Here is a 15,847-nt window from a genome sequence, read left to right on the forward strand (position 1 = left end):
AGCTTGAAGCGCTCGGTGTACTTGCCCATAAATCCCCCAAGGGTTGGATTGGTGTCCAACTTCTTGGGGGCAGTCCACATTGTGGGAGCCGGCTTGCCGGCGATGGCGAGGGCATAGGCAACGCCGAAGTCTCGTCAGAAGAACGTCCCGACCACCAGCTGCAGATAGGTCCCGGTATCCCGGCTACCCAGTTGCACCCCGCCGTTGTCGGCATTGCGCTCGGGTTTGTAGAACCCCACCAATGGGCTGATCAGCCAGTGCTCATTGACCATCCATTCCAGATACAGGTCCAACTCGCGCCCACCGAGATTGCCCCTGTCGGTGCTCAGCGGATCAAAGTCGAAATACAGCGCGCCCACGGTCAGCCCCTCACGGGGCGTGGCCTTGAGTGCCACATGGTGCACCTGACTGTTGCTGTTGAACGGCCCGGCATAGTTGGCCGCCACTTCACCCTGGAACCAGGTGCCGTAACCGCGGCTCAGGCCATAGAACAGCGGGTCGAAGCGTTCTGAAAAGCGGCTGTAGCGGTAGGTGGCGGTGGGTGACCAGGGCAGGCCGGAGAAGGTCCAGTTGCCTTCCAGGTACCACGCATCCTCACGCCCGCCGGTGCGGTCCTGGGTGACATATTCTGCCGCCAGCTCCAGGTCCTTCACCCCCAGGTTGCCGCGCCCGCGCAGGCTTACCGTGTCCATGCCATCGCGGTGCTCGAGGCCGAGGATCTCGGCGAAGCGCCGGTCCACGTCCAGGCCGTGGATCCAGCTCAGGCCGACGGTGCCGGCGTCGGCCACATGCTCAAGGTTGGCCACGGCCATGGCGCTGTCGGCCTGGAAGTGGTTGTCGGACTTGAGCCACATCAGGTCGCCGCGCCACCCCTGCTTGCCGCCCAGGCGCAGCACGGCGGTGCGGTCGAAGGCCTTGCGCGCGGCCAGGTAGTAGGCGCCGCCCCGGTCGAAGTTGGCGCCCAGGTCGACGTTGCCGGCGTTGACCGGGTCGCCCTGGATCAGGAAACCATCGCCCAGGGTGACCAGCTGGCGGCCACCGGAAATATCGATACCGTCTTCGCCCAGCGCCGGGAACAGGGTGCCGGAGCGCCAGCCCAGGTACAGGTCTTCGACGGCGGTGCGGCGTTCGTCGCCCAGGGTGAAACCGGCGGCGTCGCCATCGCCCCAGGTGGCGGAGCTGAGCAGGCTGAACGCGCCGTAGAGCGCGCCGCTGTCGGCGATGGCCTGGCTGGCGCTGAGGCCGTACTTGACGTAGCCCTCGCGCCAGTTGCTGCTGCCGGGCTGACGGTTGCCGAACTGGTTGAAGCTCTCGTCGCTGTGGAAGATGCCGAACAGGGCTTCGAGGTTGGCGTCGAGGGTGGTGCCGTTGTGGTTGTACAACTCGTAGGCTTGGCTGGCGGGTGCGCAGAACAGCAGGGCCAATGTGCAGGCGAGTGTGTGCCTCATGGTGTGCTCCATGTTTTTGTTGTTGTTTATGAGGTGGCATGTGCCGGCCCTTTCGCGGGTGAACCCGCTCCCACAGGATCACCACAGATATGAAAACCGTGGGGTCCTTGTGGGAGCGGGTTTACCCGCGAAGAGGCCGGTACAGGTAAAAGATCAGAGCTTGATCAGCACCGACTTGAGCTCGGTGTAATGCTCGATCGCCGCCGCGCCCATCTCGCGGCCGACGCCCGAGAGCTTGTAGCCGCCGAACGGCAGCGCCGGGTCCAGGGCGCTGTGGCAGTTGACCCAGACCGAGCCGGACTTGATCCGCGGGATCATCCGGTGCACTGCGGCCAGGTCGTTGGACCAGATGCTTGCCCCCAGCCCGTAGGGGTTGTCGTTGGCCATGCGCACCACCTCATCGAGGTCATCGAACGGCATGGCCACCAGCACCGGGCCGAAGATTTCCTCCTGCACCAGGCGGTGGCGCTGGTCGACGTCGACGATCACCGTCGGTTTGACGAAGTAGCCCGGGCCGAAGCCTTCGCCGCCGCAGGCGATGGTGGCGCCCAGTTCACGCCCCAGCTCGATGTAGCCGGTGACCCGGTCCTGCTGCTTGGCCGAGATCAACGGGCCCATCTGCACCGACGGGTCCAGGCCGTTGCCGAGCTTCATGCCATTGGCGATGCCGGCGATGTCGGCCACCACGTTGTCGAAATGCTTGCGGTGCACGTACAGCCGCGAACCCGCGCAGCACACCTGGCCCTGGTTGAAGAAGATCGCCGTGGCAGCACCGGCGGCGGCCTCCTGCAGGTTGGCGTCGGGCAGCACGATGGTCGGCGACTTGCCGCCCAGCTCCAGGGTGACGCGGGTCATGTTGTCCATGGCCGCCTTGCCGATCAGCTTGCCAACCTCGGTGGAGCCGGTGAAGGTCAACTTGTCCACGCCCGGGTGGCGGCTCAGCGCGGCGCCGGCGTTCAGGCCAGTGCCGGTGACCACGTTGAAGACCCCGGCCGGGTAGCCGGCTTCGTCCACCAGCTCGGCGAGCTTGAGCACGGTCAGCGGGGTTTCGTCGGCGGGCTTCAACACCATGGTGCAACCGGTGGCCAGGGCCGGGCCGAGCTTCCAGCAGGCCAGCAGCAGCGGGAAGTTCCAGGCGACGATGGCGCCGACCACGCCAACGGCTTCGCGACGCACGAAGCCATGGAACTGGTCGTTGGGCATCAGCGGCAGCGAAGGCTCGACCGTGCTGCCCTCGACCTTGGTGGCCCAGCCGGCCATGTAGCGCAGGAAGTCGATGGCCAGTTGCACGTCCATCACCTGGGCCACGGCGGCGCTCTTGCCGTTGTTCAGGCATTCCAGTTCGGCCAGTTGCTGGGCATCGCGCTGCATCAGCTCGGCCAGGCGCCACAGCAGGTTCTGCCGTTCACGCGGGCGGGTGCGGCTCCAGGCTGAATCGTCGAAGGCCTGGCGCGCGGCGCGCACCGCGCGGTCTACATCCTCCGGGTCGGCTGCGGGCACCTCGCCAAGGACTTCGCCGGTGGCCGGGTTGCGAAAGATCAAGGTGCGACCGCTGGCGGCGTCCTGCCAGTCGGCGCCGATGCGCATCCTGAGCTTGCGGGCGAGGAAGTCGCGGGTGGCGGGGAGGATCGGCAGTTCGGAATGCATGGGGGCGGTGCCTCTTGTCATGGTTGTGACCAGGGCTGGGGCAATGGGCGTGCCAAAGGACTCGGATGCCGGGCAAGGCCCGGCTGGCGGTGGTTTTTGCCGGATTGGGGGTGAAAGGAATCAGGGGTGATCTGTTGCATATTGAGATTGGGTGAGACGTCATGCGATACAGGTTTACGGGCGCTGGGGCCGCTGTGCGGCCCTTTCGCGGCACAAGGCCGCTCCTACACAGGCGACCGCGATCCTCTGTAGGAGCGGCCTTGTGCCGCGAAAGGGCTGCGAAGCAGCCCCAGCATCACCAGCCCCGGCGGTTGTCTCAAGGTGAAACACCCAGTCGCGAAATGGGACGTTCACCTACAATTCCAAACACTGGCCCATACCCGCAAAACCCAGGCAACTCACTGATCCAAAACATTTTTGCTGCAACTGGCACACTTCCTGTATCGCAACTGTCACATGCACACCGCAGTACCCAAGCGTGCAATAACGATAAGAACAACACCGTGGAGGTCTGACCTTGAAGACGACTCGACTCCGGCGGCAGGCGGGCACACTGGCGCTGGTCGCCACCGCACTGCTGTCCGCCCAGGCCATGGCGGCCGAGCAGGGCCCGAGCCTGTTGCAGAACAAGTGCATGGGGTGCCATATCCCCGAGGGCAACGACAGCTACAGCCGTATCAGCCACCAGCGCAAGACCCCCGAAGGCTGGCTGATGAGTATCGCCCGCATGCAGGTGATGCACGGTTTGCAGATCAGCGACGACGACCGCCGCACCCTGGTCAAATACCTGGCCGACAAGCAGGGCCTGGCACCCAGCGAAACCGACGGCGTGCGCTACGCCATGGAGCGCAGGCTCAACACCGTCGAGCACTTCGACGATCAACTCAGCCAGATGTGCGGGCGTTGCCACTCCGGTGCCCGGGTTGCCTTGCAGCGGCGCCCGGCCCAGGAATGGGAACATCTGGTCAACTTTCACCTCAGCCAGTGGCCGTCCCTCGAATACCAGGCCCAGGCCCGCGACCGCGACTGGCTGGACATCGCCCTCAAGCAGATGGTGCCGGACCTGGCCAAGCGCTTCCCCCTCGACAACCCGGCCTGGGCCGAATGGCTCAAGGCTCGGCCCAAGGCCGACGCGCTGGTGGGGCAGTGGGCGTTCAGCGGCCATATGCTCGCCAAGGGCGATGTGCGCGGGGTGATGAGTGTCAGCGCAGGCGAGGGCGACACCTTCAAGGTCGAGGTCAAGGGGGCTTATGCCGACGGCACGCCGTTCAACGGCAGCGGTTCGGCGATCCTCTACAACGGCTACGAGTGGCGCGGCAACGTCAAGGTCGGCGAGGCCAACCTGCGCCAGGTGTTCGCCGCCATCGACGGGCAGATGAAGGGCCGCATGTTCGAGGCCGAGCATGACGAGCGCGGCCTGGACTTCAACGCGGCCAAGGCTGGCCAGGGGCGTTTGCTGGCGGTGCAACCAGCCTTCATCAAGGCCGGCAGCGACAGCGAGATCACCCTGGTGGGCAGCGACCTGTCCGGCAAACCGGACCTGGGCGCGGGCGTGCAGGTGACCGAGGTGCTGGAGTCGACCCCGACGCTGATCCGGGTCAAGGCGCGTGCCGCCAAGGATGCCGCCGCCGGCCAGCGCGAGGTGTCGGTGGGCGCGCTCAAGGGCTTGCAGTTGGCGGTGTACGACAAGGTCGACGAGGTCAAGGTGGTGCCGGCGTTCTCCATCGCCCGCATCGGCGAAAACGGCGCCTCGGTGCCCAAGGTCCAGGGCCGTTTCGAGGCCGAGGCCTGGGGCAAGGACGCCAGCGGCCAGCCGCTGCGCATCGGCTACCTGCCAGCTACCTGGAAAGTCGAGCCGTTCAACGAACGGGCAGTCGAGGACGAAGACGTCAAGTTCGCCGGGCAGATGCAGGCCGACGGCGTGTTCGTGCCTGGCGGCGCCGGGCCCAACCCTGAACGCAAGATGATGACCAACAACGCCGGCAACCTGAAGGTGGTCGCCACCCTGGCGGACGGCGGGCAGACCGGCGAGGGCCACATGATCGTCACCGTGCAGCGCTGGAACAACCCGCCGCTGCCATGAGGGCAAGGGCGAAGCGCGTAAACACCTGACGAATCGATTATCGGGAGGTCGCCATGGGCGCACTACTGAACCTGGTCGAACGCAACCTGCACGAAGTGCAGGTGGACGCCGACCGCATGCTGTTCCATATCCCCAGCAGTTCGCTGTTCGCCACCGATGCGGTGACCGGCGGCATCATCGACACCCTGCGCCGCCAAGGCTGCTCTGCCGAGGAGCTGATGCAGCAGCTCGGCCAGCAGTTCGACGGGCAGGACATCCAGGAAACCCTGCGCGAGCTGATCGCCCTGGAAGTGGTCAGCGACGGCTCGCCGCTGACCCCGGAAATCGCCCTCAAGCAGGTCGAGCGCACGGCGCTCAACACCGTGGTACTCAACGTCAACACCGGTTGCAACCTGAGCTGCACCTATTGCTACAAGGAAGACCTCGACAAGCCTTCGGCCGGCAAGAAGATGAGCGCCGCCACCGCCGAGGCATCGGTGGAGATGCTGCTCAAGGAGTCGCCCGACGAAACCCGCTACAGCGTGGTGTTCTTCGGCGGCGAGCCGTTGTCCAACCGGCCGTTGATCGAGCACATGGTGGCGTACTGCGAGCGGCGTTTCGCCGAGGCCGGCAAACAGGTGGAGTTCATCATGACCACCAACGCCACGCTGCTCACCGAAGAGATCGTCGACTGGCTCAACGCCCACCGTTTCGGGCTGTCCATCAGCATCGACGGGCCCAAGACCGTGCACGACCGCAACCGCATCACCGTGGGCGGGCAGGGCACCTACGACGTGGTGCGGCGCAAGGCCGACATGCTGCTGTCGCGCTATGACAGCCGGCCAGTGGGGGCCCGCGTGACCCTCACCCGCGGCATCACCGATGTCGAGAGCATCTGGAACCACCTGTTCAACGAGATGGGCTTTGCCGAGGTGGGCTTCGCCCCGGTGACCTCTGGCGACATGGCCGACTTCAACCTCACCGGCGAAGAGCTGGTGCAGGTGTTCGACAACATGAAGGCCCTTGGCCGGCGCTACCTGGAGGCAGCGTTGGAGCACCGCAACATCGGCTTCTCCAACCTGCACCAGTTGATCACCGACATCCACGAGGGCCACAAGAAGGCCCTGCCGTGCGGTGCCGGGCTGAAGATGCTGGCGGTCGACCACCAGGGCGAGCTGAACCTGTGCCACCGCTTCACCGGCTCCAGCCTGCCGACCTTCGGCAACGTGCACCAGGGCGTGAAGCAGGCGCAGCTCAACGACTTCCTGTCACAGCGCCTGGACCGCACCGGCACCGGCTGCGACAGCTGCCGCATCCGCAACCTGTGTTCCGGCGGCTGCTACCACGAAAGCTACGCCCGCTACGGCGACCCGCAGCACCCGACCTACCACTACTGCGAGCTGATGCGCGACTGGGTCGACTTCGGCATCGAGGTCTACAGCCGCATCACGGCCGCCAACCCGGCCTTCATCGATCGCTACATCACCCCCAGGAAGGCGCACTGACATGAAGCACCTCAAACCGCTGAACAACAAGGCGCGCATCCTTGAGCAGGCCGCCGCCGAGGACCGTGTCGAAGAAGTGCTGGCGATGAGCGCCGTGGCTGGCTGCACCGCCACCACCGACCCGGGTTGGGAAGTGGACGCCTTTGGTGGCGTCAGCTCGCTGTGCCAGCCGATGGAGGCCGACCTGTATGGCTGTTCCGACCCTTGCTGGTGGCCGGCCCAGGTGCCGGACATGATGAGCACCTACCAGGACTGGAACGCCCAGGCGACCAACTCCGCCGAAGACTGGCGCAACCTCGGCACCGTGTTCCCGAAAGACAAATAGAACGACAAGGGGAAACCGCATGAAACCTGGATTCTGCGCGCAACTCGCGCTTACCGTCGCCGCCACGGCCTGCGCCTGGGCGGCCCAGGCCGACGACGCAGGCAAAGCCCTGCAGGCCGGCCACGAATACCTGATCGCCACCAACTACCCGAACAACCTGCATGTGGTCGAGGTGGCCAGCGACACCCTGTACAAGACCTGCCGCATGCCCGACTCGTTTGGCCCTGGCACGGCGATGATGGCGCCGGACAACCGCACCGCCTACGTGCTCAACAACCACTTTGCCGACATCTATGGCATCGACCTGGACAGCTGCAAGACCACCTTCCACGCCAACCTGTCCAGCGTGCCAGGCGAGGTGGGCAAGGCCATGTACTCCTTCGCCATCAGCCCCGACGGCAAGGAAGTCTATGCCACGGTCAACCCCAGCCAGCGCCTGAACGACCATTACGTGGTCAAGCCGCCGCGCCTGGAGGTGTTCCGCACCGGCGACGGGCTGGACGCCAAGCCGGTGCGCACCTTCCCGATGCCGCGCCAGGTGTACCTGATGCGCGCCGCCGACGACGGCAGCCTGTATGTGGCCGGGCCGGACATCTACAAGATGGACGTGAAGACCGGCAAGTACACCGTCGCCTTGCCGCTGCGCAACTGGAACCGCCCCGGCTACAGCGCACCCGACGTGCTGTACTTCTGGCCGCACCAGAGCGCGCGGCATGAGTTCTCGATGCTCTACACCATCGCCAAGTTCAAGGATGCCAAGCAGGACCCGGCCACCGCCGAGCCGCTGTACGGCTACCTGAGCATCGACCTGAAGACCGGCAAGGCCCACACCGAGGAGTTTGCCGAGTTGACCGAGTTGTATTTCACCGGCCTGCGCTCGCCGAAGGATGGCAACCAGATGTACGGCGTGCTCAACCGCCTGGCGCGCTACGACATCAAGCAGAAGAAACTGGTCAAGGCCGCGAATCTGGAACATACCTACTACTGCGTGACCTTCGACAAGGCGGGCGACAAGCTGTACCTGGGCGGCACCTTCAATGACCTGGCGGTGTTCGACCCGAATACCCTGGAGAAGGTGAAGAACATCAAGCTGCCAGGCGGTGACATGTCGACCACCACGCCGCAGGTGTTCGTCAGGTAACCCCATCGCGGGGCAAGCCCGCTCCCACGTGGTGAACTACTCCGTGGGAGCGGGCTTGCCCCGCGATGGCGTTGGTTCAGGTAGACCAGAACTACAAGAGATACCCATGACCCAGCCAAGCTATTCCCAAGGCAACCCCGACAAACCCTTGCTCAACCACTGCATCGGCGACGCCTTCGACGCCACCGTCGCCCGCTTCCCCGACCGCGAGGCCCTGATCGTCCGTCACCAGCAGTTGCGCTACACCTGGCGGCAACTGGCCGAAGCGGTCGACCAGCACGCCCGGGCCCTCATGGCCCTTGGCGTGCAGGCCGGTGACCGCCTGGGCATCTGGGCGCCCAACTGCGCCGAGTGGTGCATCACCCAGTTCGCCAGCGCCAAGGTCGGCGCGATCCTGGTCAACATCAACCCGGCCTACCGCAGCAGTGAGCTGGACTACGCCCTGGGGCAGTCCGGCTGCCAGTGGGTGATCTGCGCCGATGCGTTCAAGACCTCCGATTACCACGCGATGCTGCTCGGGCTGGTGCCCGGCCTGGGCGATAGCCACCCCGGTGCCTTGGCCAGCGAGCGCTTGCCCGAGCTGCGTGGGGTGATCAGCCTGGCCAGCGCGCCGCCGGCAGGTTTCCTGGCGTGGCCGGCCTTGCAGGCCAGGGCCGGGGAGGTGACCGGCGAGCAACTGGCCGCCCGTCAGGCCAGCCTGCGCCCGGACGACCCCATCAACATCCAGTACACCTCCGGCACCACCGGTTTCCCCAAGGGCGCCACCCTCAGCCACCACAACATCCTCAACAACGGCTACATGGTCGGCGAAAGCCTCGGCCTCACCGAGCACGACCGCCTGGTGGTGCCGGTGCCGCTGTACCACTGCTTCGGCATGGTCATGGCCAACCTCGGCTGCATGACCCACGGCAGCACGCTGATCTACCCCAACGACGCCTTCGACCCACTGCTGACCCTGCAGGCCGTGGCCGAAGAGCGCGCCACCGCGTTGTACGGCGTGCCGACCATGTTCATCGCCGAGCTGGACCACCCGCGCCGGGGCGAGTTCGACCTGTCCAGCCTGCGCACCGGGATCATGGCCGGCGCCACCTGCCCGATCGAGGTGATGCGCCGGGTGATCGGCGAGATGCACATGGGTGAAGTGCAGATTGCCTACGGCATGACAGAGACCAGCCCGGTGTCGCTGCAGACCGGCGCCGATGATGATCTCGAGCGCCGGGTGACCAGTGTCGGCCGCACCCAGCCACGGCTGGAGAACAAGATTGTCGACAGTGAGGGCGACACACTGCCGCGCGGCGAGATCGGCGAGCTGTGCACCCGTGGCTACAGCGTGATGCTCGGCTACTGGAACAACCCCAAGGCCAGCGCCGAAAGCATTGATGGCGAGGGCTGGATGCACACCGGCGACCTGGCGGTGATGGACGAGCAGGGTTATGTGCGTATCGTCGGGCGCAGCAAGGACATGATCATCAGGGGGGGCGAGAACATCTATCCGCGGGAGCTGGAGGAGTTCTTCTTTACTCACCCGGCGGTGGCTGATGTGCAGGTGATCGGTGTTCCGTGCAGCAAGTATGGGGAAGAGATCGTTGCCTGGGTTCGTTTCCATCCAGGGCACAGTGCCAGCGAGGACGAACTGCGCGAATGGGCTAGGGCGCGCATTGCGCATTTCAAGGTGCCGAGGCACTTCCGATTTGTTGATGAGTTTCCGATGACGGTGACGGGGAAGGTGCAGAAGTTCAGGATGCGCGAGATCAGTATTGGGGAACTGTCTGGGCGTTGAGCATTGCTTTCTTTGGCCTCTTCGCGGGTAAATCGCACCGGCGCACCGCCGCTCCCACAGGTACAGCGCCGACCTTGTGGGAGCGGGTTTACCCGCGAAGAGGCCGGCACTGGCAGTCCCCGATGATTCAGTCCTGCAGCAATTCCGGGCTGTTGAAGTTGCTCAGCCGCTGATCATCCTGCGCACACTCCAACCCCTGCACAGCCCCCACCAAAAGCGCCTTCTGTAAACTCCGCTCACCCGCCGCCCAAGCCTGCTCCAGCACCGCCAGCACCCGCCGCGGCAGCACACTGAACATCGGCTGCCAATACCCCCCCTGACGGACCATGGCCGCACTGTCGTGCTCTCCAGCCAGCTTCAGCAGGTCCTCTATCAGCCCTTGATCAACCAAAGGCGCATCGCACGCCAGCAGCACCACCCATTCATGCCTGGCCACTGCCAACCCGGCAATCACCCCAGCCAGCGGCCCAGGGAAGTCGACCTCGGCATCGCCAACCAGTTGGTCGGCATAGGGCCGATACAGCGCCTGGTTGCGATTGCAGGAAATCACCACATCGTCGGACAACCCACGCACCACCCGCTGCACATGGGCCACCAGCGGCTCGCCGCGCCATGGCACCAGGCCTTTGTCACGGCCGCCCATGCGCTGGCCGCGGCCGCCGGCGAGGATGAGGATCGAGCAGGGGGGCAGGGCAGTGGGCATGAAAAAGGGTTCCGGGCAGTCAATGCCGGGAACCCTCTCATTCAACGCAGGGGCTTGTCCAGTCAGCTTTCGCTGGCCACTGGCGTGCCTTCCCTGGCCCGGTCACGCCCGGCCAGGCGCATCACCACCACGAAGAACACCGGCACGAACACCACGGCGAACGTGGCGCTGAGCATGCCGCCGATCACCCCGGTACCGATCGCCTGCTGGCTGGCCGAGCTGGCGCCGCTGGCGATGGCCAACGGCACCACGCCGAGGATGAACGCAAGCGAGGTCATCACGATCGGCCGCAGGCGCAGGCGCGCGGCCTGGATCGCGGCCTGAGTGGCATCGACGCCCTGGTCGACCAGTTCCTTGGCGAACTCGATGATCAGGATGGCGTTCTTCGCCGACAGGCCGATCAGGGTAATCAGGCCGACCTTGAAGAACACGTCGTTGGGCAACCCGCGCAGGGTCACAGCCAATACCGCGCCAAGCACGCCCAGCGGCACCACCAGCAGCACCGCAGTGGGGATCGACCAGCTTTCGTACAGCGCTGCCAGGCACAGGAACACCACCAGCAGCGACAGCGCCATCAGCAGCGGTGCCTGGCTGCCGGACAGCCGCTCCTGCAGCGACAGGCCGGTCCACTCCAGGCCGGCGCCGGCAGGCAGCTGCGCCACCAGGCGCTCGATCTCGGCCATGGCTTCGCCCGAGCTGTAGCCGGGCGCCGGTTCGCCGGAGATCGACACCGCCGGGTAGCCGTTGTAGCGGGTCAGCTGCACCGGGCCGCTCTGCCAGTGGGCGGTGACGAAGGCGCCCAAGGGCACCATCTTGTCGCTGTTGTTGCGCACATGGATCTTGAGCAGGTCCTCGACCTGGCTGCGCTGGTCGCCTTCGGCCTGCACCACCACCCGCTGCATGCGGCCCTGGTTGGGGAAGTCGTTGACGTAGTTGGAGCCCACCGCGGTGTTGAGCACCTCGCCGATGGCGGCGAACGATACACCCAGCGCATTGGCCTGGCGGCGGTCCACTTCCAGCGCCACCTGCGGGCTTTCGGCCAGCGAGGCTTCGCGCACGTTGACCAGCAGCTTGCTCTTGCGCGCTTGTTCCAGCAGTTGGTCGCGGGCCTGCATCAGCTCGCTGTAGCCCATGCCGCCCCGGTCCTGCAGGCGGAACTCGAAGCCGCTCGACTCACCCAGGCCGTCGACCGGCGGCGGCAGCACCGAATAGGCGATGGCGTCCTTGAGCTGGGTGAAAGCCATGGTCGCGCGGTCGGCGATGGACTGCGCGCTGTCGTCGCTGCCGCGCTCGGACCAGTCCTTGAGCGTGGTGAAGGCCAGCGCCGCGTTCTGCCCGCTACCGGAGAAACTGAAGCCCAGGATCAGCGTGGTGTTGGCCACGCCCGGCTCTTCGGCGTTGTGCGCCTCGATCTGCCGCGCCACTTCGATGGTGCGGGCCTGGCTGGCGCCCGGCGGCAGCTGGATATCGGTGATGGTGTAGCCCTGGTCTTCGGTGGGCAGGAACGCACTGGGCAACTGGCTGAAGCCATACACCAGCACCCCCACCAGCGCGGCATACACCAGCAGGTAGCGGCCGCTGCGCGCCAGGGCGTGGGTGACCCAGCGCTGGTAGCCGTTGCTCATGCCGTCGAAACGGCGGTTGAACCAGCCAAAGAAGCCTTTGCGCTCGTGGTGCTCGCCCTTGGCGATCGGCTTGAGCAGGGTGGCGCACAGCGCCGGGGTGAGGCTCAGGGCGAGGAACGCCGAGAACAGGATCGACACCGCCATCGACACCGAGAACTGCTGGTAGATGACCCCCACCGAGCCTTTCATGAAGGCCATCGGCAGGAACACCGCCACCAGCACCAGGGTGATGCCGACGATGGCGCCGCTGATCTGGCCCATGGCCTTGCGCGTGGCCTCTTTGGGCGGCAGGCCTTCCTCGGCCATGATCCGCTCGACGTTTTCCACCACCACGATGGCGTCGTCCACCAGGATGCCGATGGCCAGCACCATGCCGAACAGGGTCAGCACGTTGACCGAGAAGCCCAGGGCGTTCATCACCGCGAAGGTGCCCATCAGTGCCACCGGCACCACCAGCGTCGGGATCAGGGTGTAACGGAAGTTCTGCAGGAACAGGAACATCACCGCGAACACCAGCACCATGGCCTCGACCAGGGTGTTGATCACTTGCTTGATCGACACTTTGACGAACGGCGAGGTGTCGTAGGGGATGTCGTATTTCACCCCGGCCGGGAAGTAGCGCGACAGCTCATCGAGCTTGTGCTTGACCAGGGTGGCGGTTTCCATGGCGTTGGCGCCTGGCGCCAGCTTGACGCTGAAGGCGCTGGTGGCCTTGCCGTTGAGGCGGGTGCCGTACTGGTATTCCTGGGCGCCGATCTCGACCCGGGCGACATCGCCGACGGTCACCGCCGAGCCATCGCGGTTGGCCCGCAGCACAATGGCGGCGAACTCTTCGGGCGTGCTCAGCTGGCCCTTGACCAGCACGTTGGCGGTGATTTCCTGGGTCGGCCGGGTGGGCAGGTCGCCGATACTGCCCGGCGCCACCTGGGCGTTCTGCGCGGCAATGGCCTCGGCCACATCGTTGGGCGTGAGGCTGAAGCCGACCAGCTTGGCCGGGTCGATCCAGATCCGCATGGCCCGTTCCGAGCCATACAGTTGCGCCTTGCCCACGCCCTTGACCCGGCGAATCTCGTTCATCACGTTGCGCGCGAGGATATCCGACAGGGCGATCTCGTCGAGGCTGCCGTCCTCGGAGGTGAGGGTGGCCAGCAGCAGGAAGCCGGTGGACACCTTTTCCACCTGCAGGCCCTGCTGGGTGACCGGGCGCGGCAGGCGCGACTCGATCACCTTGAGGCGGTTCTGTACGTCCACCTGGGCCAGGTCCGGGTTGGTACCGGGCTGGAAACTGGCAGTGATGGTGGCGCTGCCCAGGCTGCTTTGCGAGGCGAAATACAACAGGTTGTCGGCGCCATTGAGCTCCTGCTCGATGATGCTGACCACGCTTTCGTCCATGGTCGCCGCCGAGGCGCCCGGGTACACGGCGTAGATTTCCACCTGCGGCGGCGCCACGTCGGGGTACTGGGCCACCGGCAACTGCGGCAGGGCCAGGCCGCCGAGCAGCAGGATGAACAGCGCGACCACCCAGGCGAAGACCGGGCGGTCAATGAAGAACTGCGGCATGGATCAGGCCCTCACTGGCCGTTGTGCTGGACGATGGGGAGTGCGTCCGGTTGTTCGTCGACCTGCACCTGGTCACCGGCCTTGACGTGCTGCAGGCCCTCGACCACGACGCGTTCGCCCGGCTTGAGGCCGTCGTTGACGATCCAGCGGTCGCCCTGGGCGCTGCCCAGTTGCACCTGGCGCTCGCTGATACGGTCCTGCTGGTCGACCACCAGCACCTTGGGTACGCCGGCGCTGTCGCGCAGGATCGCCCGTTGCGGCACGCTGATGCCCTGGGGTTGCACGGCCTGGTCCAGGCGCACGCGCACGTAGCTGCCGGGCAACAGGTCGAGGTCGGGGTTGGGGAACTCGCTGCGCAGGGTGATCTGGTTGGTGCTCGGGTCGACGCTGAGGTCGGAGAACAGCAGCTTGCCGGGCAGCGGGTAGGCACTGCCATCGTCCTGGATCAAGGTGGCCTTGACCTGGCCCTGGCCGACCTGTTGCAGCTCGCCGGCCCGCAGCGCGCGGCGCAGGGCGTTGAGCTCGCGGGTCGACTGGGTGACGTCGGCGTGGATCGGGTTCAACTGCTGGATGGTCGCCAGTGGCGTGGTCTCGTTCTGGCCGACCAGCGCACCTTCGGTCACCAGTGCCCGGCCGATGCGCCCGGAGATCGGCGCGGTGACGGTGGCATAGCCGAGGTTCAAGCGGGCGCGCTCGAGGGCGGCCTTGGCCTCGGCCACCGCGGCGTCGGCCTGCAGGAAGCTGGCGCGGGCATTGTCGTACTCCTGGCGGCTGACCGCCTTGTCGTCGACCAGCTGGCGATAGCGCTGCTCTTGCAGGCGGGCCTGGTAAACCGTGGCCTCGGCCTTGGCCAGGGTGGCGCGGGCGCTGTCCAGGTCGGCCTTGAACGGCGCCGGGTCGATCAGGAACAAGACATCGCCCTGCTTGACGTCGCTGCCTTCGCGGTACACCCGCTTGAGCACCACCCCGGCGACCCGGGCGCGGACCTCGGCGGTGCGCGGGGCGAGGATGCGTCCGCTGAGTTCGCTGCTGATGGCCAGCGCCTGCAACTGCAGGGTTTCGACCCGCACCTGCGACACGGGCGCCTGTTCGGCCTGTTCGGCAGCGTCATCGCAGCCGGCAAGCGCGAGGGTTAACAGCGCCAATAGCGCCAAGGGGCGCAGGCGCGGAGTGCTCAGAATGGACATACGGATCTTCCAGGGTTGATCGGGCCTATGCTAAGGCAAGCGTTCGCGGGGGCGCTGTTAAGCTCTGTAGGGGGTATGTGAAAAAGTGTGAAGCAGCGGCGGCACCCGGCGCAGGATTCGATATCCTGCCTCCCTTCACTCCTTCGTCAAAGCCCTTTATGCCGAACCTTCTCCTGGTCGAGGACGACAGCGCACTGTCCGAGCTGATCGCCAGCTACCTGCAACGCAACGACTTCCATGTCCGGGTGATCGCCCGTGGCGACCATGTGCTGGATGCGTTCCGCCAGCTCAAGCCGGACCTGGTGATCCTCGACCTGATGCTGCCGGGCCTCGACGGCCTGCAGGTGTGCCGCCTGCTGCGCCAGGAGTCGCAGAGCCTGCCGATCCTCATGCTGACCGCCCGCGACGACAGCCACGACCAGGTGCTGGGCCTGGAGATGGGCGCCGACGACTACGTGACCAAACCCTGCGAGCCCCGTGTGCTGCTGGCCCGGGTGCGCACCCTGCTGCGCCGCAGCAGCATCCACGAGCCACGCCTGGACAGCGAGCAGATCCTCATCGGTGGCCTGCATATCGACCTGGCCGAGCGCACGGTGAGCTGGCGCGGCGAAGAGGTGGAGCTGTCCAGCGGTGAGTACAACCTGCTGGTGGTGCTGGCGCGCAACGCCGGCGAGGTGCTCAGCCGCGACCGCATCCTGCAGCAGCTGCGCGGCATCGAGTTCAACGGCACCGACCGTTCGGTGGACGTGGCCATCTCCAAGCTGCGCCGCAAGTTCGACGACAGCGCAGGCGAAGCGCGCAAGATCAAGACCGTGTGGGGCAAGGGCTACCTGTTCAGCCGCGTCGAGTGGGAGTACTGATACG

At 65.9% G+C, this 15,847-nt stretch carries 11 protein-coding genes; 6 read left to right on the top strand and 5 right to left on the bottom strand.

The features are described from left to right. Positions 1-134: 134 nt before the first annotated feature. Positions 135-1,448 (bottom strand): hypothetical protein, encoded by a 1,314-nt coding sequence (locus F6X61_RS13170; protein WP_153786985.1) that lies wholly within the window; start codon positions 1,446-1,448, stop codon positions 135-137. A gap of 153 nt (positions 1,449-1,601) precedes the next feature. Beyond that, positions 1,602-3,095 (bottom strand): aldehyde dehydrogenase, encoded by a 1,494-nt coding sequence (locus F6X61_RS13175; RefSeq protein WP_153786986.1) that lies wholly within the window; start codon positions 3,093-3,095, stop codon positions 1,602-1,604. A gap of 517 nt (positions 3,096-3,612) precedes the next feature. Here F6X61_RS13175 and peaA point away from each other — a divergent pair. From peaA to F6X61_RS13200, 5 genes are all read left to right on the top strand, one after another. Further along, the gene (gene peaA, locus F6X61_RS13180) at positions 3,613-5,178 is read left to right on the top strand and encodes a quinohemoprotein amine dehydrogenase subunit alpha (RefSeq protein ID WP_153786987.1); all 1,566 of its coding nucleotides are present in this window, start codon (positions 3,613-3,615) and stop codon (positions 5,176-5,178) included. Positions 5,179-5,231: 53 nt separating this feature from the next. Next, the gene (gene peaB, locus F6X61_RS13185) at positions 5,232-6,662 is read left to right on the top strand and encodes a quinohemoprotein amine dehydrogenase maturation protein (RefSeq protein WP_153786988.1); all 1,431 of its coding nucleotides are present in this window, start codon (positions 5,232-5,234) and stop codon (positions 6,660-6,662) included. A gap of 1 nt (position 6,663) precedes the next feature. Beyond that, a complete protein-coding gene (gene qhpC, locus F6X61_RS13190; protein ID WP_046855356.1) occupies positions 6,664-6,987 on the top strand; it encodes a quinohemoprotein amine dehydrogenase subunit gamma in 324 nt (107 codons plus the stop codon). 19 nt (positions 6,988-7,006) lie between these two features. Next, positions 7,007-8,128, top strand: coding sequence for a quinohemoprotein amine dehydrogenase subunit beta (gene peaD, locus F6X61_RS13195; RefSeq protein WP_110994492.1), 1,122 nt, complete (start codon positions 7,007-7,009; stop codon positions 8,126-8,128). Positions 8,129-8,234: 106 nt separating this feature from the next. Beyond that, positions 8,235-9,908: a fatty acid CoA ligase family protein gene (locus F6X61_RS13200; protein ID WP_153786989.1), complete on the top strand. Its 1,674-nt coding sequence runs from the start codon at positions 8,235-8,237 to the stop codon at positions 9,906-9,908. 127 nt (positions 9,909-10,035) lie between these two features. On the opposite strand, the gene mobA is transcribed toward F6X61_RS13200, so the two are convergent. The 3 genes from mobA to F6X61_RS13215 form a co-directional block, all read right to left on the bottom strand. Beyond that, positions 10,036-10,611: a molybdenum cofactor guanylyltransferase MobA gene (mobA, locus tag F6X61_RS13205; protein ID WP_153786990.1), complete on the bottom strand. Its 576-nt coding sequence runs from the start codon at positions 10,609-10,611 to the stop codon at positions 10,036-10,038. Between the two features lie 62 nt (positions 10,612-10,673). Beyond that, positions 10,674-13,796, bottom strand: a complete 3,123-nt coding sequence (locus F6X61_RS13210; RefSeq protein ID WP_153786991.1) for an efflux RND transporter permease subunit — start codon at positions 13,794-13,796, stop codon at positions 10,674-10,676. An 11-nt stretch (positions 13,797-13,807) separates the two neighbouring features. Continuing rightward, on the bottom strand, positions 13,808-14,983 hold the full coding sequence (locus F6X61_RS13215) for an efflux RND transporter periplasmic adaptor subunit (protein ID WP_153786992.1): 1,176 nt from the start codon (positions 14,981-14,983) through the stop codon (positions 13,808-13,810). A gap of 158 nt (positions 14,984-15,141) precedes the next feature. Here F6X61_RS13215 and F6X61_RS13220 point away from each other — a divergent pair, with 158 nt between their 5' ends. Continuing rightward, a complete protein-coding gene (locus F6X61_RS13220; RefSeq protein WP_110994497.1) occupies positions 15,142-15,843 on the top strand; it encodes a response regulator transcription factor in 702 nt (233 codons plus the stop codon). The last annotated feature ends 4 nt before the right edge of the window (positions 15,844-15,847 follow it).

Origin of the sequence: Pseudomonas sp. EMN2 (assembly GCF_009650555.1) — a bacterium.
Classification (GTDB): Bacteria; Pseudomonadota; Gammaproteobacteria; order Pseudomonadales; family Pseudomonadaceae; genus Aquipseudomonas; species Aquipseudomonas sichuanensis.